General features: G+C 44.4%; 14 protein-coding genes and 1 pseudogene. 7 read left to right on the plus strand and 8 right to left on the minus strand.

Features of this window, described 5'->3' with window-relative positions:
* Positions 1 to 166: 166 nt before the first annotated feature.
* Together KIV41_RS18610 and KIV41_RS18615 are read right to left on the minus strand one after the other, a co-directional pair.
* Positions 167 to 548: pseudogene (locus tag KIV41_RS18610) on the minus strand (DDE-type integrase/transposase/recombinase); the annotation flags it as partial.
* A 181-nt stretch (positions 549 to 729) separates the two neighbouring features.
* Positions 730 to 1,623, minus strand: coding sequence for a LysR family transcriptional regulator (locus KIV41_RS18615; RefSeq protein ID WP_238790941.1), 894 nt, complete (start codon positions 1,621 to 1,623; stop codon positions 730 to 732).
* A gap of 109 nt (positions 1,624 to 1,732) precedes the next feature.
* On the opposite strand from KIV41_RS18615, the gene KIV41_RS18620 reads away from it, so the two are divergent.
* On the plus strand, positions 1,733 to 2,041 hold the full coding sequence (locus KIV41_RS18620; RefSeq protein ID WP_285337367.1) for a monooxygenase: 309 nt from the start codon (positions 1,733 to 1,735) through the stop codon (positions 2,039 to 2,041).
* 4 nt (positions 2,042 to 2,045) lie between these two features.
* Positions 2,046 to 2,420 carry a hypothetical protein gene (locus KIV41_RS18625; protein ID WP_285337368.1) on the plus strand — a complete coding sequence of 125 codons (375 nt, stop codon included), beginning with the start codon at positions 2,046 to 2,048 and terminating at the stop codon, positions 2,418 to 2,420.
* Between the two features lie 48 nt (positions 2,421 to 2,468).
* Here KIV41_RS18625 and KIV41_RS18630 read toward each other — a convergent pair whose 3' ends face one another.
* On the minus strand, positions 2,469 to 6,536 hold the full coding sequence (locus KIV41_RS18630; RefSeq protein ID WP_285337370.1) for a hypothetical protein: 4,068 nt from the start codon (positions 6,534 to 6,536) through the stop codon (positions 2,469 to 2,471).
* 153 nt (positions 6,537 to 6,689) lie between these two features.
* On the minus strand, positions 6,690 to 7,412 hold the full coding sequence (nfsA, locus tag KIV41_RS18635; RefSeq protein WP_285337372.1) for an oxygen-insensitive NADPH nitroreductase: 723 nt from the start codon (positions 7,410 to 7,412) through the stop codon (positions 6,690 to 6,692).
* A gap of 211 nt (positions 7,413 to 7,623) precedes the next feature.
* Here nfsA and KIV41_RS18640 point away from each other — a divergent pair, with 211 nt between their 5' ends.
* Positions 7,624 to 8,265, plus strand: coding sequence for a MarC family protein (locus KIV41_RS18640; RefSeq protein WP_010450672.1), 642 nt, complete (start codon positions 7,624 to 7,626; stop codon positions 8,263 to 8,265).
* 115 nt (positions 8,266 to 8,380) lie between these two features.
* Here the strand turns inward: KIV41_RS18640 and KIV41_RS18645 are convergent, their stop codons facing one another.
* Positions 8,381 to 10,264: a methyl-accepting chemotaxis protein gene (locus KIV41_RS18645; protein WP_285337374.1), complete on the minus strand. Its 1,884-nt coding sequence runs from the start codon at positions 10,262 to 10,264 to the stop codon at positions 8,381 to 8,383.
* Positions 10,265 to 11,602: 1,338 nt separating this feature from the next.
* On the opposite strand from KIV41_RS18645, the gene KIV41_RS18650 reads away from it, so the two are divergent.
* Positions 11,603 to 12,475, plus strand: coding sequence for a patatin family protein (locus KIV41_RS18650; RefSeq protein ID WP_045390735.1), 873 nt, complete (start codon positions 11,603 to 11,605; stop codon positions 12,473 to 12,475).
* 19 nt (positions 12,476 to 12,494) lie between these two features.
* On the opposite strand, the gene KIV41_RS18655 is transcribed toward KIV41_RS18650, so the two are convergent.
* Positions 12,495 to 13,184, minus strand: a complete 690-nt coding sequence (locus tag KIV41_RS18655; protein ID WP_285337399.1) for a flavin reductase family protein — start codon at positions 13,182 to 13,184, stop codon at positions 12,495 to 12,497.
* A gap of 76 nt (positions 13,185 to 13,260) precedes the next feature.
* On the minus strand, positions 13,261 to 14,742 hold the full coding sequence (locus KIV41_RS18660) for a deoxyribodipyrimidine photo-lyase (RefSeq protein ID WP_285337376.1): 1,482 nt from the start codon (positions 14,740 to 14,742) through the stop codon (positions 13,261 to 13,263).
* A gap of 109 nt (positions 14,743 to 14,851) precedes the next feature.
* Between KIV41_RS18660 and KIV41_RS18665 the strand changes: the two genes are divergently transcribed.
* Positions 14,852 to 15,157 (plus strand): DUF6482 family protein, encoded by a 306-nt coding sequence (locus KIV41_RS18665; protein ID WP_285337377.1) that lies wholly within the window; start codon positions 14,852 to 14,854, stop codon positions 15,155 to 15,157.
* 57 nt (positions 15,158 to 15,214) lie between these two features.
* Here the strand turns inward: KIV41_RS18665 and KIV41_RS18670 are convergent, their stop codons facing one another.
* Complete coding sequence (locus KIV41_RS18670) at positions 15,215 to 16,195, minus strand: rhodanese-related sulfurtransferase (RefSeq protein WP_285337379.1); 981 nt, start codon at positions 16,193 to 16,195, stop codon at positions 15,215 to 15,217.
* Positions 16,196 to 16,660: 465 nt separating this feature from the next.
* Between KIV41_RS18670 and KIV41_RS18675 the strand changes: the two genes are divergently transcribed.
* Both KIV41_RS18675 and KIV41_RS18680 read left to right on the plus strand, forming a co-directional pair.
* Entirely contained in the window at positions 16,661 to 18,919 is a 2,259-nt protein-coding gene (locus KIV41_RS18675) for a ribonucleoside-diphosphate reductase subunit alpha (protein ID WP_285337381.1), read from the plus strand.
* Between the two features lie 52 nt (positions 18,920 to 18,971).
* Complete coding sequence (locus KIV41_RS18680) at positions 18,972 to 19,904, plus strand: ribonucleotide-diphosphate reductase subunit beta (protein WP_005447479.1); 933 nt, start codon at positions 18,972 to 18,974, stop codon at positions 19,902 to 19,904.
* Positions 19,905 to 19,919: the final 15 nt, after the last annotated feature.

Raw genomic sequence — 19,919 nt, forward strand, 5'->3', positions numbered from 1 at the left:
TAAATTGGTATCAACTCTGTCTGTTGCCATCCTATCAGGTTGCGCGGTGCTGTCGCAAATATAGATTAGGCTATGGCAGAGCCGTGCTACAGACACATTCAGCTTGCGAGAGATTAGAATTGTTCAGAGGGAGTTGCTCCCTCAAGATTAATTTGACCTAGGTTAATTATCGTCCACAGTTCTCGACCATGCAGGCTGCAGCTCCCTCTATTGACTTCCAACCAAGTGCTTGCCGAGTTTTCTGTTTTACCCAGCGATGGCTTTGTTCAACGATATTATTCAAATACTTGATGTCGAGTATCTCTATCAGTGACAGCATGTTGAGCTATCGCCTTATTTAGAAAGGCTTTGGCAGCAGCTTCATCGCGATTGGAGCTTAGGCAATAATCAATGGCGTCTTTAAACTTACCGACAGCTCGATAGTAGTAGAGCCATTCTCCTTTGACTTTGATATAGGTCTCGTCCATACGCTACGAAGCAAATACAGGCTTTTTATTAGACCTCGCTTTATGCTCAAGAACAGGTGTAAATTTGATAACGCAATGATTTCCAGAATCACTTTTGATGGGGGGGTAGCTTTTAAACTTTACGATTCAATGTGTTAAGTGAGTGCTGGGTGGGTTTTAACCTATGCGGCCAAACCCTGCGACAGAACCCAAGTTGGAATGGAGAGAGCATCGATGATGAAAACTCAAGATTCGCCGGTTGTTGAGCGTGCTTTGTGTTGCTCTATTCCACTCGCACTTTGGCACTATCAAGTAGTGTTTGATAGAGGGCAAGAGCGGCTGGTCCACTTTTCGCCCCTTTAGGTAAGGTGAGATGCAGAGCGACTTGATATTGGTTCGAATGCTCTAGGTCAATTACTTTGAGGTGGTCATTTTGGCGGTATTCAACGAGATGTTTTGGGAGGCGGCAGAAGCCGACACCTTGCTCAACCGCTCTAAACGCATGGTCGAAATTGTCCACCGTGATTCTTTGGCGCGCGCGCAGCCAGCCTACGTCTCGCTTCTCTTTGTCTGATTCCCCCAAATCTCGAACCACAATTTGGCTGGTGGTCGCAAAGTCCGCCAATGAAATATGTTCCTTCTTTGCTAGCGGATGTTGAGCTGCGATCACAGGGACCATAGTGGTAGTGCCAAACGCTTCAGCAGGGTAGTTGGTGATCGGAAGGTTGATGATGGCGATGTCCGCTAATTCATTGATCACCATGTCTGTTGTTTTACTCAGAGAGGTTTCTACGACTTGAACTGAAGTTGTATTGTTTTGTGTGAGAAATTCGCTAAGAGGAGTATAGAGCCAACTTGGATCGCACAGGTGATCGATAGCTACCGTAATTTGCGACTCTACACCGCTATTTAGCTGCTCACTGATCATTTCAAGTTCACGAGCCTGCTCAAGCATTGATTGCGCACGGCGTAACATCGTCTTACCGTGTTCGGTTAACCCCGCCTTACGACCTTTTACTTCTATCAGCTTGATACCAAGCTGGTTTTCGAGTTTTTTCACCGAATAGATAAGAGTGGTATGGCTTTTATTGAGCGTTACTGCGGCTGACTGAATGCTTCCCGCATGTTCAATTGCTTGTAGTGTTTGCCACTGCTCTAAGGTTGTTTTGAGTCTCATTGGTCAGTTTTTTCCACAGTTAATGGCAAAATTATGAACTTTTTTGTCAGTTTTATAAAGGTAATAATCTTCCCATCGAAAGCGAGTCAATAATAAGAGGAGACTCAAGATGGCGAAATTGCTGCAAGTTGATTTTGAATTTAATGGCCCATTTGGTGAAGAGATGTCGAATGCTCTGATCGATTTAGCGAAATCAATTAACCAAGAGCCGGGCATGATTTGGAAAATTTGGACGGAAAGCGAAAAAGACAAGCTCGGTGGGGGTATCTATCTTTTTGAAGATGAAGCCACGGCGCAAGCTTATCTCGAAATGCACACTGCTCGTCTGAAACAGATGGGTGTCGAGGAAGTAAGAGGTCAGATATTCGATATTAATACACCGCTAAGTAATATCAACCAAGGTCCAATCGGAGAGTAATGTTATGACTAACCGCACCTTTCTAACCGTTCATGGTGCCATATATACGGTATTCGCTTTTGCGCTATTTTTTGTGCCAACCATGATGTGGCCGATGTATGGCGTACAAATTAACGACCAGTACGCGCTGTTTTTATCGCAGCATACGTCGATCTTTTTAGGTGGGATTGCTGCGGTCAGTTTGATGCTACGTGATGTGGAACCTAGCAACACAGCCAAGCAACTGTTCAAAGCGCTGTTGGTCACGAATCTCTTAGGCGTGGTGATCACCACTTACGCAGGCATTACAGGTGTGTTTGTTGGCTTTGGTTGGAGTGACCCTGCTTTCTTCTTATTACTGAGTGCGCTCACTTTTATTCAATGGAAGAAACAATCGTAGAACAAACCATATCAAGAAAGCCCCGCGATGCGCGCGGGGCTTGCTTTTTTAATGAGGCATAAACTCGCCACCATCTTTCATTATCTTTTTCGCAATACGGTTCATGACACGGATGAAGAAGCGCCGAGCCAAACCATATTTAACGTTCGTTACCGCGATACGACATAAGTTGTCTTTCTCATCAAAACCATAAAACACCTTCGCTCCACACTTATCGAGATAAATTGCTGCAACATTGTTGGCTTTTGTTTCATCTGGTTGAATGAGTACTACGGGGGAGCTCTGTTTGACCGCATTTTTCCATAGCGATTTTTTTGATTGAGTCTCGGTTATGGTGTTTGTACTGCCAACGAGAAGCACTCGGCTTTTCACGCGCTGTTCCATAAAAGCGTAGGTTGGGTTTGAAGCATAGAACCACTGTGTCGGCTCGGCAGGAGTGACGTGTATTTCAGCGATTTCCAATTGGTTGTCTTTTGTATGACAGTGAACGGGCATCGGCTTTTCTGGCAACTTACAACCAAAGATCATTCCGTACGGCTTCGTTTTCGCATCCACAAAATCGAGAAGCCCCTGATTAAGGCAGATCGAACCAATATGAGAGCTTTCAAATGGTGCTTTTTGTTGAGCTTCTTCCAGTAGCGCCATTTGCCTAGGGCTATCATCGACGACATGGAACACTTTGTCCGCAAGCAAGTCGCCATTTGGATGATAAATTCGATATCGATAGACGCCGGTAGAGTTAGAACTTTTTTCGCCTAGGTTCCAAGTCAAACAGTTGGAGTGATTCAGCTGAATCGAAGACTCATATTCATGTGAGTAACCTCCAATTGAAGCTCTGTATGGGTGATCGATGCGAACTGTTAGGGCGACTTCGGGTTCATAACCGTCCTCGTCATCATCTTCTGGGAAATAGCCGATACGAAGCCCGAAACAACGTTGATCTTCCGCACGGACTAGGGTGGTTTGTTTTATTAATTCGCTTGGGTCATCATCTTCTGGAATATGGTAAATGCCCCAATCGAGCAACTCAAAAGGAGAAAGCGCAGCATGACGATATTTTCCAGCCTGTATATCTGCTACAAGCTGCTGGACTTTCAACGATGGGTGCTGCGCATATTCACTGATGAGTGTTGTGAACTCTGGGAGGTTAGCGACCAACTCAATCAGCTTAAGTAGTTGGCTTATCTCCAACTGATCTGTATAGCGCTTTAGATCGGTTTGCTTGGTAAACCAAGGCATCGCACTGACCCAATGCTGCTTAATTGCATACTTGAGTAAGACGATCAGTTGCGCATCACGTTCATACAGTTGTTGAAACAAGTCTGGCAGAGGGAGATCACGTTCACTCTCAAGTTGCTTCAATCCCAGACTAGGATTAAGAGCAAATAATCGCAAGAGATTATCTTGGATGTGTGGTGAGGCTTTCCAATACAGTTCATCAATACCAGGAATTCCGTAACTGGTATCAAAATCACTGATGAAGTTAGTTTTTAGTGTATCCAGTAATTTTTGTAACTGCTCTGAGTTGAGCAATGTCGTTTGGGCGATCTGAGCAGTGATCCACTCTACTGTTTTGTATTGCTCTTTGGTGATGGCGTAACCATTAGGGTTACGACGTCCCATTTGTTCACTTACGGTGTAGCGAATAGAGTCTAAGATCGCTTCATCGTAGTAACTGGTTTTGATATTTGGTCTTCGTTGCTCCAGCAGCTCGAAGAAGCGCAGCTCAGCATCCGGACGGAGTTTTTTTAGTGCTGATCGAACGAGCTGTTTGTTTTGTTCTGTTTGTTGCTGCGCTTCGAACTGATCGAAATACATGTCCATCAAACTGATTTCATCATCGTCCCTACGATCGATTTGAGACAATAGTAATTCCAAGCGCCCAGTCAATTTATCGATCTCTGAATGGTATTCTAAGCCATCGACAAATGAGTGTGATTGATCGCTTAACTCTCCATAACGATCGCAATAAAAATAAGACAGCATGCGAGTGACTTTCGCCGGAGCTGATGTCAACCAGAGTAAAAGTAAGCGATGGCAATAGATTTGCTCAGGAGTATTTTGAAGTGAGCCCCAAACATGAGCTGCAACTAATAGCTTTTGGGCTTTGTCGTCAAAGTCACGCAGAAACTCATAGTAAGGCTGATTTTTGTTGATTTGTCTGCTGTCACTGAGTTGTTCGATATTGCCTTTAAAAGATTTTAGCGTGACATCGAAATCATCGCTTTCATTGCTTAGAAATGCATCGACGATCTTCCAATCTTGTTTTGCTTGGGATTCCTCTTCCTCTGTGAGAGGAACGTATCGCCAACGTTTCTCGGCAGTCTCAATACAATGGAATCGACTGTTTTCACTCAAAGCGAGAAGAAGCTCTGACTTTAGGCTTGAGGCAAGTTTGTCCTCAAACGCTTCTGTTGCCCTGTCGTTGATACCGTGCTTTTTATCGTGGTAAAGCATGCCAGCACAGAAGGCCAGTTGACTGGCTAAGCTAAACTCTTCATCAAACGCGTCAGCCAATTGTTCGAGAAGATCCGTTGCCTCTTCACGATGTTTGTTAAATAACTCATGGGCAAGCTGGGTCTCTTTCTGGCGAATATTGTCTCGGTATGCACCACATTCTTTGACATAGTTTAGAAATTGCGCCTTCCAATCACCGTTATAACGTTGGGTGAAATCCTCATCACTTATGAGCTCAAAGTCGTGGACAAGCCCATGAGCCACATCGGCATGAAAAGACGCTTTGTTGTTCCAACAATGTAATACGTCAAACAAGCGCAAGATCTTTTGATTGTTTTCCGCTATCGCTGCGTCATCCAAGTCTTCATTGTGCCAATCGTATAGGATGTCACCAACAATGGTCATCATCTCTTCGTGATAAGAGTCATAGCGGCCGAGGTAATATTCGAATTTCTCGGAGATATCGAAGTTACCTTTTCTCGCAGCGATTTGAATGTTACACGGTTCAATCACATCTAGGACTTGTGCATCTTCCCCACTCTCGATGTAATGCCAAATTGTTTTCCCTTCATTAAAACCTTCGGTAATGAATGACTTCCATTGCGCAATACCAGTGCCTCGATAATAGTAGTGATCACGGTAGTAGTCGTCTTCATTTTCGATGACTTTGGGTGGAACAATTGGACGACCCAGATATGCTTCGATCTCACTGGTAAGTGCCACCGCTGCTTGTTCTGCTGATGAGTCAATAAAGTTGCTCATCATCACCGCGTGGTAATCTACTTCATGATCATCGATATCAATGCCATGAATGGGCGACATGATGGAATAGATGAATCGGTCTACTGGGCGTTCAACATAGTAGCGAGAGTCATCTGTATATTGTAGGTAGTCTTGATCAGCAAAGCGCTGCTTCATTAAAGATCGAAATACTTCGAACTCGTGTGGCTTTTCGCGGAAGATCTTAAGTAATCCAGTGATCTGGCTACGAGTCGTTAGGTTGCTTGCACTCTCATGTTTAGAATCATCAAACATGTATCCTCGAGCAGCACTGTTATCACAGTAGCAAAATGCTTTCAGTGTATCGTGGGTATAACCCAAATGGTTTGTAAGAACCCCCAATGCAAACTCACCGTGGGGAGCGTGCTCACTGTCCCAATATGGGATGGTGTAACCGCCAAGATAAAAAGCCAGGCGAGGGAAGGTGAGCCCTACAATCAAAAGTGGTAACAACCCAAATACTTGTTCTTCAGATACCCACATCTCACTAGAGTCATTAAATTGTCTCGCGAGGTGGCAAATCAATTTAGCCGTTTCCTCTAATTCAGACTCTAGTGCTTGATGTTGACATGCTCGAAGAAAAAACGCGCCTTCACTGGTTAAATAGGTGCTGTTTAATAACTGAGTTGGTTGAATATCGCTTTTGTACGAGTAGCCAACGTAAGCAAACACTTCTTGAGCAATTTTATTTTCAAGTAATGAACCAATTTGATCGTCACACCCGTTATTTACTTGGAAGCGAACATGACAATGATAGTTATCAAAGGCATTTTCTTGCAGGAGGGCTTCTCGATAGTGTCTTAGGGCTTGGCGTAAAGATTCAAGAGATTGAGGGTCGTATTCCACGACCAGAGATTGGGTATCTAAAGCAACTGACATAATACTTGCACTACAACTAATTACATATTTAGTTGAGAATAAAGACGTGTGTTGCCGATGTCACTGAAAAGATTGAGCTATTTATAAAGGTGTGACGCTAAGTCACACCTTAACTTGAAGTCAAAATCACCTGGTACAGAAATAGGGGATAATTCAACGCTTTGCTAAGCCTTTGTGGTTTAAGTAAGGCAGAATATGAGGGCGAGATTCTCCCGCGAGCTTACTAGTGACTTCTTGTGACCAGGTGCTTTGTTTTTGATTGCTTGAGCGGCTCGTATAATAGTCTTGCATGGTTTGATCATACGTTTGGATATCTTCAAGATTTAGCGGCTGGTACTGGTTTTCATGTACGATGACATCAGCTGGTAAGCGAGGTTTTACTTCTGGGTTTTGATCTGGATGACCTAAACACATACCAAATAAAATGGCCGTGTTTTGTGGTAAACCAAGCAATTCATCAACTTGGGCTGCGCTGTTTCTTAGGCCGCCAATATACACACCACCTAACCCCATTGATTCTGCCGCCAACAAGCAGTTTTGTGCCATGATACCAGCATCTACAGCACCTATCAGAGTGAGCTCTGCAAAGTCTGCTTGAACCTCTGGGTTGATTGTCATATGGCGTTGGTAGTCAATACAAAATACCAAGAACTCAGCGGCGCTTTCTACATAAGGTTGGTTGCCGGCGTACTGGGCCAGCAGTTTACGTTTTTCGATATCTGTAACTCGGATGACGGATACAACCTGCAACATACTTGAAGAAGATGCGGCTAAGCCCGCTTGAAGAATGGTTTGTCGTTGTTCATTCGTAATCGGATCTGAGGAGAACTTTCGAATGGAGCGATGACCGAGTATGGTTTCAATCGTGCTGTTCATGATGTGCTAACTTCCTTGGGCTGCCTTTAGTTGGTTGAAACTTCACCATAATGGTATTTGCGGGGAGCGTAAACCTGTACGTGCTACAAACTGTGCCAAAGGGCAAAATTGACAAAGTTCTATCGAGCAAACTGAACATAAAGTGACGTTATTTATAAAGTAAGGTATATACTGATTTTTAATAATCAATAGCTTACCAAGTGTGGAGAACATGAAAGAGCTGATACTTCATACGGTCACAGTGTTTATGGGCTTCTTTGCCATCATGAACCCGATCGCCAATATTCCTATCTTTCTGAGCCTAACGGCAGATGAAGATAAACAAACGGTTCGTTCAATTGCGTTTCGATCTGTCTTTATCGCCTTTGTTATCGTCGCTGTGTTTGCCGTTGCTGGCAAAGTCATATTCGATCTGTTTGGGATTACGCTATACGCCCTGCGCATTACTGGCGGCATCTTAGTATTTCTAATTGGTTTTCACATGCTGCAAGGTGAATCGACACACAAAAAGACAAAAGAAAAAGCTTATTCACCTGAGCAAGAACAAGCGGCTCTGAGTATTGCCGTTTCCCCATTGGCGATGCCAATCTTAGCGGGCCCAGGTACGCTCGCTACGGCTATGAACTTTGCTACCGCTGGTGGCATGACGGAGACCATCATTACCATCGCTTCGTTTGCCATCCTTTGTGTGATCACTTATGTGCTGTTCTTATTTGGCGACAAGTTAGTGAAAGCCGTTGGGCCAAGTGCACTTAACGTTATCACTAAAATGATGGGGTTGATTTTGGCGGTCATCGGAACTCAGATGTTTATTGATGGCGCTGCAGTCGCTTATAAAACGGTTTTTGCATAGAGCCTTTTCTTCAAGTATGCCCGGCTAGTGAGTTAAGCCGGGCATTTTTATGAGGGGTGTTCTGCTTTATCTGAGTGATTGAAATCAAACTGAAAAGGGAGCGGTGGATGAGTGCTTATAGCTTAAAGCTACCTATTTCTTTGTTCAGGTCACCTGATAACCCAGATAGTGCGACAGACTGCTCTTCCGCAATCACGGCTTTTTCCGATAAATCATCTGCCGCATCTCGGATCATCTCCGTGTTTTTGGTAATTTCATCGGTCACAGATGCTTGCTCTTCAGCGGCTGTAGCAATCTGAGATGCCATATCACTAATCTCGACAACGACTTGGTTTATTTTACTTAGGTTGTAAGCCGCAGACTCTGCTTCACTCACGCTTTTCGACGCAAGCTCTCTACTTGTCTCCATAATGCCAACCGCATCCGCTGTCGTTGTTCTTAACGTCTCGATGGTTTCTTGAATTTCTTTGGTCGACTTGTGCGTGTTCTGGCTCAATATTCTTACTTCATCTGCCACTACAGCGAATCCTCGACCAGCGTCGCCCGCTCGAGCAGCCTCAATTGCTGCGTTTAACGCCAGTAAATTGGTTTGCTCAGCAATATCTTGAATGGTTGCGAGAACGGCGTTAATCGCATTTCCGTGATCTTCTAGCTTGAGAATGATCTCTGTTGCGGATTGAACTTCGTTCGCCAATTCGTTGATGGATTCTTGGGTTCGTACCACTTGAGACTCGCCGTCTTTACATTTAGCAACGGCATTATCGGATGCGTTGGCTGTGCCTTCGGCGTTCTTCGCGATTTCCTGTGTCGCGCTAGCCATTTCATGAATCGCGGTTGCGACCATATTCACTTCACCCTGTTGGTTCTGAATTAGAATCCTTCTCTCACCGGATTGAGTATTCATGTCATGAGCCTGGATGTTCAGGTTCGTGGATACCGAACTCAATCGAGTGACTATGCCGTGCATGTTTCCTACGAACTTATTGAAGTTTTCCGCTAGGGCACCGATCTCGTCGTGATTTTTGATATCAATACGTTGCGTTAGATCGCCGTCACCATCAGCAATTTCCCCAAGAGCATCTGAGACAGTATGCAAATCTTTTAGTAATACTTTCGATAACCAAATAATAAATAGGGCTGAAGCGAAAATCAGCACGATAGATAACAGGACATTTTGTAAAATAATGGCGTGAAGCGACGCCATTTCGGTGGCCTCATCTAATTCAACAGCAATGATCCAGTTTGTCGACTGTATTGGCATGAAGTACACCAATTTTGTTTCCCCGCCAACGTTCACATGATGGATTTTTCGATCAGACTCGAAGTCAGTCAGTTTGCTGGTGGTGAATTCTTTGGTGTATTCGGTGGTTGGTTTGTATAAGAACTCACCTTTGGAGTGCGCGATAAACGTGGCGTTGCTTTTATCTACTAAGTAAATGTTCGCTTCATCACCAACCGTTATTTCCGAAATTTCTTTAGAGAACTCTTCAACGAATAGCTCGACACTTATTACGGCATCAAGCCCCGTTGGGCCAGTAATAGGTTTAGCGATAGCAATGGCCATTTTGTTAGTGTCATCATCAAGATAAGGGCTCGTTATGATGGTTTTACCACTTGTCATTGCCCCTTTATACCAAGGCCTTGTTCTCGGATCGAACCCATCTTCTGGCATCTCATCTTCGTTTAGTGCGGCCCCACGATAATGGCCGTTGCTCTCACCATAAAAAACATCTTTTAAGTCTGCGGACTTTATTGCCTGATCTCCGGCTTGTTTAAAGTCACCTTTAATATCGACACCATTAAGTACGGAGATTTTTGAATCGACCCACTTTGCCACTAACTTATCAGTAACTTCAGCTACAGATACTATTTTTGTCTTGATTTCCTTCTCGGTTAGAGATGTCATTTTGGATGTGCTTAATCCAATTATTGATGCCGATAGTGTCGCGGATATAGCAATAGAGGCAAGTGCTATTTTCCCTCTGAGTGATAGATTCATTTTAAGTCTCGTAATTATTAATGTTTAATCTTTCTGATGTTTAATACATGAATTTTTTTAGTTATTTTTAGTTTCTAACAGCCCTTAAGTTCCTTTTAATGACAAGAACAAACTATTGACCATTCCCAGTAATTTTTGGCGATGGGAATAGTTATAAATAAAAGTTGAGTTGTAAGATCTGGGTGATAGAGATTCGAAGAACCTAATCGACTTGATTTTCCTCTATACGGACTAATCCCAGACTTTTGAAAAAGTTAAACAGTGCGCTCTTCTCTCCCTTGTCAAAGAAGAAGTACTGACAATCTCCCAGTTCATCATGCATATAATGAAAGCCAATTTTGATCATCTTGTCGTAATCGGAAATCTCAACTCCAACGCGGTTTAGTGACCATTGGACACAAACGTTTTCTCCCCGAAGCATGAGGACGTTAGGTAAAACATTAAAAACGCTAAACTCAATATGTGTTCCCGATTTTAGTCTGGACGCCAAGTAATGACTTTTGCAGTTAGTTTCCATAATAAGTAACTCATTAGCGGCCTTTGTTAGGCTTTCCTAGTGCCAGAAAAGTATTCATATGATGTTAGAATTGAATTATCCACGATTAGATTTACTGGTGTGGTATTCTCGTGAATAGATATATTCAATAATATTTATAAATGCTTTGTTGGCTAAATTATCTTTATATATTACTTTCAGTTATATTAGATTTAACTCTAATGCTTTACGCTGGTCTTAGCTCTATTTTTACCAAGACTGATAGCGATAATCGTTATATGTACCTTGTCGGCATTACTAATAGTGATTGATTCGGAATGATACACACGGATTATTGGGAAAGAGTGATCCGCATACGGCTGTTTATGGCGGTATAAAATGAAATGTCAAATATTAGAACTTTATCCCGTAATTATGATCTGAATTGGACATTTAGAGAATGTAAGAGTCTTGGTCTTGAATGTTAACTGGATTTTAACGAGGTTGACTTATGTTATTAACCTTAGTTGGCTTGCTTGAAGTTGGACCATTTTTATCGTTGAGGGTATTGAATTGTACCTAGGCTACCTCGAGATGCTTAGGGATTGTCACTGGTGTGTCATTTGGTAAAGAAATAGCATCGTCAAACAGCTTAGTTAGATCGCGTCATTACGCCCGTAGGAAGCTGGAGTTATCTGTTACTTTGCCCATCGTAATCAAAGCTCCCAGAAGGTTTTGCATATTAAGTTTTCATAATCAGTATCAGATATACATAGACTTCCTCTATTTCAATAATAAGAATAACCAATTGTTGTTGTAGCACGAATTTCAGTAGTCTTTTTCGGGTATTTATTGGGGGAAACATGGCAACAAAAGCAATAGTCGTTGAAGGCGGAGCAATGCGTGGAGTTTTTGCTAGTGGTGTACTAGACGCATTCTTAGAACAGGACTACAAACCATTTGATTTTGCGATTGGCGTCTCTGCAGGGGCATCAAACTTAATCGGATATCTCACGGACTATCCGCACCGTAGTATCAATGTGATCACCAAGTTAGCAACCAGCAAACGCTTTTTTGATCCCACTCGTTTTTTGAAAGGAGGGGACTTGATTGACGTAAAATGGCTGTTTGAAGAGTCAAATCGTTTGTACCCAGTTGATGAAGCAAAGCTGTTTGACGGAATCCCTTTTCTAGCAACGACAACTAACGTTAATACAGGCAAGGCAGACTATTATCGTGTCAATCGTCATAACTTCCACAATGCGATGGAAGCGACGACTGCACTGCCTATTGCTTACAAACACACGCCATGTTTTTCCGGTGGTTGTTACACAGATGGTGGCGTGGCGGATTCTATTCCTGTGCGTGAAGCCCATCGTCGTGGTGCTCGGGATATCACGGTTATCCTTTCTCATCCATTGGCATATGAAAAGAAGCCAGTCAAAACAACGTGGTTGATGAAAAAGCTGTTTGCTGAACATCCCCAAATGGCAGAAGCGATGATGCATCGTTCGCAAAACTATAATGAGTCTTTAGAGTTCATTCGTAATCCGCCGAGAGGCACCAGTATTCGAGTCATCGCGCCACCGGATGAATTCAGTGTGCAGCGCTTATCAATGCGACAATCGGTATTGCTAGAAGGCTATGAAATGGGGCTTGAAGCTGGACGCAACCATTTGACTAACCGAGCTGGTGAGCACGGGTTGGACAGAGAAAACTGCCATTTTTGTATTTAGCTTTTGAGGCCTAAATAATTTAGTCCATATCAACTTCAAGCGCTCCCCAAGATGAAGGCTCTCCCTCTCTCGTTAGGGGGAATAGGCGAGTGTCTGGTTTGGCATAACTTAACCGATGTAGGCGTTGCGTGACGTGGTAGCTATCCAGCCCTGAAATGGTCACTAAGTCGAGTAGCTCTAGATCTAAGTAGCCATCGGGCATGATGGCTCTTTCAGGTGCATGCACCACCAACACTTCACCAATCAACATCTCTGTTTGATTGCTTTCAATTTTGATGTGCTCTCTCAACACTAACCCCATTTTGAGATTGCTCTCCAGAACAAATGGCGCAGGAAACGCATCATCGTAATACGGTGTGAGTCCAACTGCCTCGAACTCGGATATTTGCTTTGGATAGCGGGCGGAGGTCTGATGCGCTTTTTGCACGAAATCGACGCCGATGGCATTGATGGTGAAGTGCTTGGTATCGAGGATGTTTTCTAGCGTATGGCGGCGACTCTTGCGTGGACGGACAATAAAGCCGAACAGTGGCGGATGTGAGCCTAAATGGATCACAGAGCTTACGATAGCAAGGTTCTCTTGTCCTTGCCTGTCTCTTGTCCCGACCAGATTTGCGCTTTTGTAGCCTGCTAATGAATTGACGAGGCGAGTTCGCTTACGTTGTTCCATTGCCTTAATGTCGTGTTTTGAAAGAGTTACGTTATTCATATCTAAATATTGACGCCAGTCGTTGTGTCTATCGAGTATGTAGTGACAGTTTTTACGCATGCCTTTTTCTAGGCGATCAACTGGCTTTCTTTTTATTAGAAGGGCGGACGTGCTGAGATAAAATGCGTGTACCTTCCATTTTTACGTCGGCACGTTTTCGCCAAGCCCATAAGCGTTCTCTTGCTGCTTTCGCACTCGCTTCTAAATCGACTATTGGGGCGAGGTATTTTGAGTCCGGTTCTAACTGGTACATCACGACTTCCATTGCGGTCATTTTCCAAGGCTCAAACAACAGTGGGGAAGGTACCTTGGCGAGCTCCGGGATCCATTTATGAATGAATTCACCATCGGCATCGTGTTCTTGTGCTTGTTTCGTCGGATTGTAGATACGGATGGTATTGGTGCCCGTTACTCCAGCCTGCATTTGAAATTGTGGATAATGGATGCCCGGCTCAAAGTCGAGAAAGAGCTGTGCTAGGTGAGTTATGCCATCGCGCCAATCCATGTTCATATGATGAGTTAAAAAGCTCACTAACATCGCACGCATGCGAAAGTTGATGTATCCGGTGTGATGAAGGCAGTGCATACAGGCATCGACGAGAGGTATGCCGGTGGTTCCCTCCTTCCAAGCCTTTAGTCGGATTGGGTCGTTGTTGCTCGCTTGGCGAAGCAAAGGTTCATAGGCTTGGTTCACACAGCGAAATTCCATCTCACATTCAGATTCAAATTTCTGCATAAAATGACAATGCCAATGAAGCCTTGAAGACAACGCAATTAGGCTGCGACGAAACCCCGTCACTTGCCAATGTTGCAAGAGGTATTGGTACACTTCTCGAAGCGAAATGTTCCCCCATGCAAGATAGGGAGAGAGGCGAGTACAGGCTGTTCGAGATGCCGTCGGGTTGGAAATACTTCGGTAATAATCTCGTCCCCGACGTTGAAAAAAGTCTTCCATGGTTTGCCAAGCGAGTGAGCTCCCGCCAGTTTGCATGCCTTTTACTTTTTCTAACCAAGAAGGGGGAGGAGTAAAGGTGAAACCTAGCGCGTCAATGTCGAGGGTAATAAGAGAAGCGCTTTCAAGTTCAATCTTTTCTATGGGAGCTCGCATAACGGTATCCCAGTGTTTGTCCCAGCCGAATCGGTCTTTTGCGCCTCGCACAACTGCGCCATGTTCAAACTCATGCCATGAAATGCCTTGTGCTTGAAGCCATGCTGATACTTGTTTATCTCGCTCAAACGTACAATTCAATCCAATTTCTTGATGGGAGAAAACGGCATTGATGTTGAATTGGTTTTGAATCGCACTCAAACAATCCCGAGCATTGCCAAACATTACTGAGACCTTTTGATCATGTTGAGCAAGCTGTACGTCCATGTCTTGGAGTGATTGCCAAACAAAGCGCCAATGACGTTCGGAGTAATGTGGGTCATCCAACAGCATGGGCTCAAAAATATAGAGCAGCACTGTTGGATTCTCAGAAGATAGAGCGTGTTGCAAAGGTGCATGATCGGTCAGACGTAAGTCGCGTTTTAGCCACACTAAGTTGATTGTTTGCATCGGAGCCCTCACTGGTTTTCCGATTTCTACGCATGAGAGAGGCAAATTTCTCACTCGGTGATCGATTTTATTACGGTTGACGTAAAGGCGCGGAGCAAGGAGGTGCTTTATGTCTATGCCACTCAGTAAACTGGAAAAATTCTTCTATATCGACAAGCTTGTCATCCACTCTCTCGATCTCGCATTGTATCAAGTCTCGGTTCTAGTCGACGGAGAGGAGCATTTTGTTACCGACGATAAAGGGAAGTTTTTAAGGGCGCATTCGATACTAGAGTTGCAAAAGCAATGTCGTAACTTGAAAGCGAACAAACAGATGCTTCGCCAGCAAAGTGCCTATGATGAAATGGTTGGGCAGCCAAGCAGCATTGGTACTAATGAGCTAGAAGTGTTGCTGAAAGATAACCAGTTTTATTGAAATTAGATAAAAAGGGGAGGAAGTGCGAGCTAGGTTTGTTAGCTCGCACCAGATTGATTACGCTTGTTTACGTTGCGCGTCTTTCTTTGCCAGTTTTTCTGCGCGTCGCTGCTCACGTTGTTTGGCGCTCTCACCACCGACGTGTTGTTCGCCACGAACCGCTGCTAACGACACTTGCTTTTCACGCTCGCGGAAGCGCGCTACTTGCTCGTCACTGTGTTTACCAAAACATTTTGGGCAGCTGACACCTTGCTCAAACTGTTCTGATTGTTTGTCTTCTTCTGTGATTGGCAATCGGCAAGCGTTACACAAGTCGTAGTCCGCTTTTTCTAGCTGATGGTTCACCGCAACGCGACCGTCGAATACGTAGCAGTCGCCTTCCCACAAGCTTTCTTCTTCTGGTACTTCTTCTAGGTATTTCAGAATGCCGCCTTCTAAGTGGTACACCTCATCAAAGCCCTGCTCTTTCATGTAAGCAGTCGACTTTTCACAGCGAATGCCACCAGTACAGAACATCGCGACTTTTTTGTGTTTCTCTGGGTCCATGTTTTGTTTTACATAGTCAGGAAATTCGCGAAACGTGTCCGTATTTGGGTTAACTGCACCTTTAAATGTTCCGATCTCGATTTCATAGTCATTACGAGTATCAACCACAAATACTTCTGGATCAGCAATCAGCTCGTTCCAATCTCGCGGCTTCACGTAGGTGCCAACGACATGGCGAGGATCGATGCCTTCAACACCCAATGTCACGATCTCTCTCTTTAGCTTTACTTTGGTGCGGTTAAACGGCTGAGTATCTGAGTACGACTCTTTGTAAACAATACCAGTAAGGCGAGGCTCGGCATTTAGCCATGCAAGCAGTGTATCAATACCTTCGCGTTTCGCTGCAACCGTACCGTTAATACCTTCACTCGCCAGTAGCAACGTTCCATGTACACCGTGGGCTTCCATTAGGGCAAGCAATGGCTCGCGTAACTCTTGGTAGTTTTCCAGTTCCACAAATTTATACAGGGCGCAGACAACATACTGACTCATGATTATTCCTTACTTTAAAAGGTCGATGGTTCGACGACTCGATACCTAACAATTTTAGCGGCTCGGAGTATACCTGAGTAATTTAGTCGGAAATACGGACAAACTATGCGGATATTTTTAGTCATGTTGCCCCGGCGATTTTTTCAACAAATTTCAGCGCGTAGCATTGGAAATTAAAGGGCATGAAAATTTGAACCAGATCACATTTGTTGTTCTTTTCTAGAAATGAAATAAGTTAATGAAAATTAAAGCTTTGTGGAAAACTTCATCACTTTATCACGTTTGCGGTGCTTGCCTCTGATTGCTGTTACTATCGAGCTTGGTGTCAGTGTCAATATGTTTCCTTACCCTCTCCATGGTCAGTTCTAACTTTTAAAAAACTTTCTTGTAATGATAACTATTATCATCTAGATCTATTGCGTACATATGGTGCTTAATATTTAAACTACATACAAGATATAGATTATGGACGTTATAAAACGAGATGGACGGAAAGAGAAAGCCAGTCTAGATAAGGTGACTCGAAGAGCCGAAGCGCTGGCTGATGGACTAAAAGTTGAACCGATTGCGGTTGCACAACGCGTGGTAAGCGGTTTGTACGACGGCATTAAGGTGACGGAAATCGATGTGTTCCTCGCTGAAACGGCAGCAAGCCTTGCGACGGAACACCCTGATTATGCCAAGCTTGCGGCTCGCGTGATGGTGAGTTCGCTGCAAAAAGAAACCAGTGGATACGCCACTGCAACACGTAAGCTCTCTGAAATCGGTATTCTTTCCGATACTTACGTCGACTTTGTTGCCAAGAATCAGTTTGCGCTCGAAGACATGATTGACTACAAACGCGACTATCAGTTTGATTATTTCGGCTACAAAACTCTCGAGCGTTCCTACTTATTGAAAGTAAAAGGTGTGGTGGTTGAACGACCACAAGATATGTTCATGCGCGTGGCAGTCGCTGTCGCGGGTGACAATCTTGCAGAAATTAGAGAGCTATACAATTTGCTCAGCCTTGGTTACTACACCCACGCTACGCCAACGTTGTTTAATGCTGGCTGTAAGATGCAGCAACTATCTTCGTGTTTCCTATTAGCGATGCAAGAAGATTCCATTAACGGTATTTACGATACCCTCAAAGATTGTGCGCTGATTTCTAAATCGGCAGGTGGCATTGGGTTGCACATCCACAATATTCGAGCGACGGGTGCGCCAATTATTGGCACTAACGGTGTGTCGAATGGCATCGTGCCAATGCTGAAAGTCTTCAATGAAACGGCTCGCTATGTGGATCAAGGTGGCGGTAAGCGAAAGGGTTCGTTTGCGGTTTATCTGGAACCTTGGCATGCGGATATCGAATCCTTCCTCGATTTACGTAAAAACCACGGTAAAGAAGAGTTCCGAGCTCGTGATTTATTCCTTGCTCTATGGGTGCCAGACTTGTTCATGGAACGTGTTGAAAACGACGCGGAATGGACTCTATTTAGCCCTCACAATACCAAGGGCTTGTCTGATTTATATGGTGCTGAATTTACTCAGAAGTACCAAGAATACGAGCGTATGGGGTTGGGCGTGAAGACCATCAAAGCCCGCCAATTGATGACGCAAATCATTGAGTCACAGGCCGAGACGGGTACGCCGTACATGCTCTACAAAGACGCGTGTAATGAAAAGTCGAATCAGAAAAACCTCGGCACCATTAAGTCGAGTAACTTGTGCGCAGAGATCATGGAAGTCTCGACGCCAGATGAAACGGCGGCTTGTAACTTGGCGTCTATGGCACTGCCTAAGTTCGTTACAGACACGGGGTTTGATTTCGACAAACTTCATCAAGTCACCAAAGTCGCGATTAAGAACCTCGACCGCGTTATCGATGTGAACTATCACCCAACCGATAAGATTGAAAAATCGAACCACGCGCATCGTCCTGTTGGTTTGGGTATCCAAGGTTTGGCGGATGTGTTCTTCAAAATGCACCTTCCATTCGATAGCGAAGAAGCATTGCAGCTTAACCGTGACATCGCGGAAACCATGTATCACGCCTCCCTTGAAGCGTCTTGTGAAATCGCGGCGCAAAAAGGCGCGTACTCCAGTTATGACGGCTCACCAATCAGTCATGGTCATTTCCAATTTGATCTGTGGGATGAACAACCAAGCAGCCGCTGGGATTGGTCACAGCTCAAGCGCCAAATCGCAGAGCACGGTGTGCGTAACTCGCTACTGATTGCTCAAATGCCAACGGCGTCGACAGCGCAAATTTTGGGTAACAACGAAGCGTTTGAAGCGCAAACCAGCAATATCTACAAACGCCAAACATTGTCGGGTGAGTTCATCATCATCAACAAACATCTGGTCAGCGATCTGGAACAGCGTGGTCTTTGGACGAGCAAAATCCGTGACGCCATTATTCTCAATAACGGTTCAGTACAAGGTATCGATGCCATTCCAGACGATCTTCAATCCGTGTATCGCACCGTGTGGGAAATCTCTCAGAAAGTGATCATTGATATGTCGGCAGAGCGTGCCCCGTTTGTTTGTCAATCGCAAAGCCTCAACTTATGGCTCGCATCACCAACGTTCGCCCAAATCAATGCGATGCACTTCTACGCGTGGAAACGTGGTCTGAAAACCGGCATGTACTACTTGCGCTCTAAGCCATCGACGAATGCGGTGAAAGTCACCGTTGGTCAGCAGAGCGAAGATGAAGATTGCCTAAACTGCGGCGCATAAACCGATTTCGTCAATTAAAAAGATTCACATCAACCGAAACTAAGGAAACGGTATGATTGTTAAAAACAAATTTAGCTTGTTCCCCATTCAATACGAAGAGATTTGGCAAGCGTACAAAACTCACGAAGCGGCTTTCTGGACCACAGAAGAACTCGATTTTGCTCAAGATCTTGCTGATCTTGCCAAGCTGACCGAAGGCGAAAAGCACTTCATTCGACATGTGTTGGCGTTCTTTGCTCAGAGCGAAGGGATGATCAACGAGAACTTATTGACGCGATTCTATGGCGAAATTGAAATCGCAGAAGCGCGCTGCTTCCTTGCTTTGCAGGCATTTAATGAGGTCATTCACGCAGAGACTTATGCACTGCAACTCGAAACTTACATTCCCGATGTTGAAGAGCGTGAACGCTTGTTCAATGCGATTGAAAACGTCCCGACCGTGAAGCGTAAGGCGGAGTGGGTAATGAAGTGGATCTCTTCCGATAAACCGTTGGCAATGCGTTTGATCGCCTTTGGTCTGGTGGAAGGCTTGTTCTTCGCTGGCAGCTTCTGTGCCATCTACTACTTCCGTAAACGTGGTTTGCTGGCTGGTTTGGCAGCAAGCAATGACTTGATTGCTCGTGACGAAGGGTTGCACTTTAGCTTTTCTGCGCTGCTATTCAAAACCTTAGGTCAAGGCAAGGTGACACAACAAGAGTTTGAAGAAATTTGCCGTGAGGCGGTTTCAATTGAGAAAGAGTTTGTTACTGAAGCCCTACCAGTGGATTTGATTGGTATGAATGCCGAGCTGATGTGCCAATACATTGAGCACACTGCCGATGTTATCGCTGGTTTGTTTGGTTTCAACCCGATCTTTGGTGCTGAAAACCCATTTGATTACATGCGCTTATTGGATATGGAAGGAAAGACCAATTTCTTCGAAAAACGCGTTACTGAATACAAACGACCTCAAGATCGCCAGTTGAGTTTTGATGCAGATTTCTAACGGCAAGGATTAGCA

This window comes from Vibrio sp. D401a, assembly GCF_030248515.1.
Lineage (GTDB): Bacteria > Pseudomonadota > Gammaproteobacteria > Enterobacterales > Vibrionaceae > Vibrio > Vibrio rotiferianus.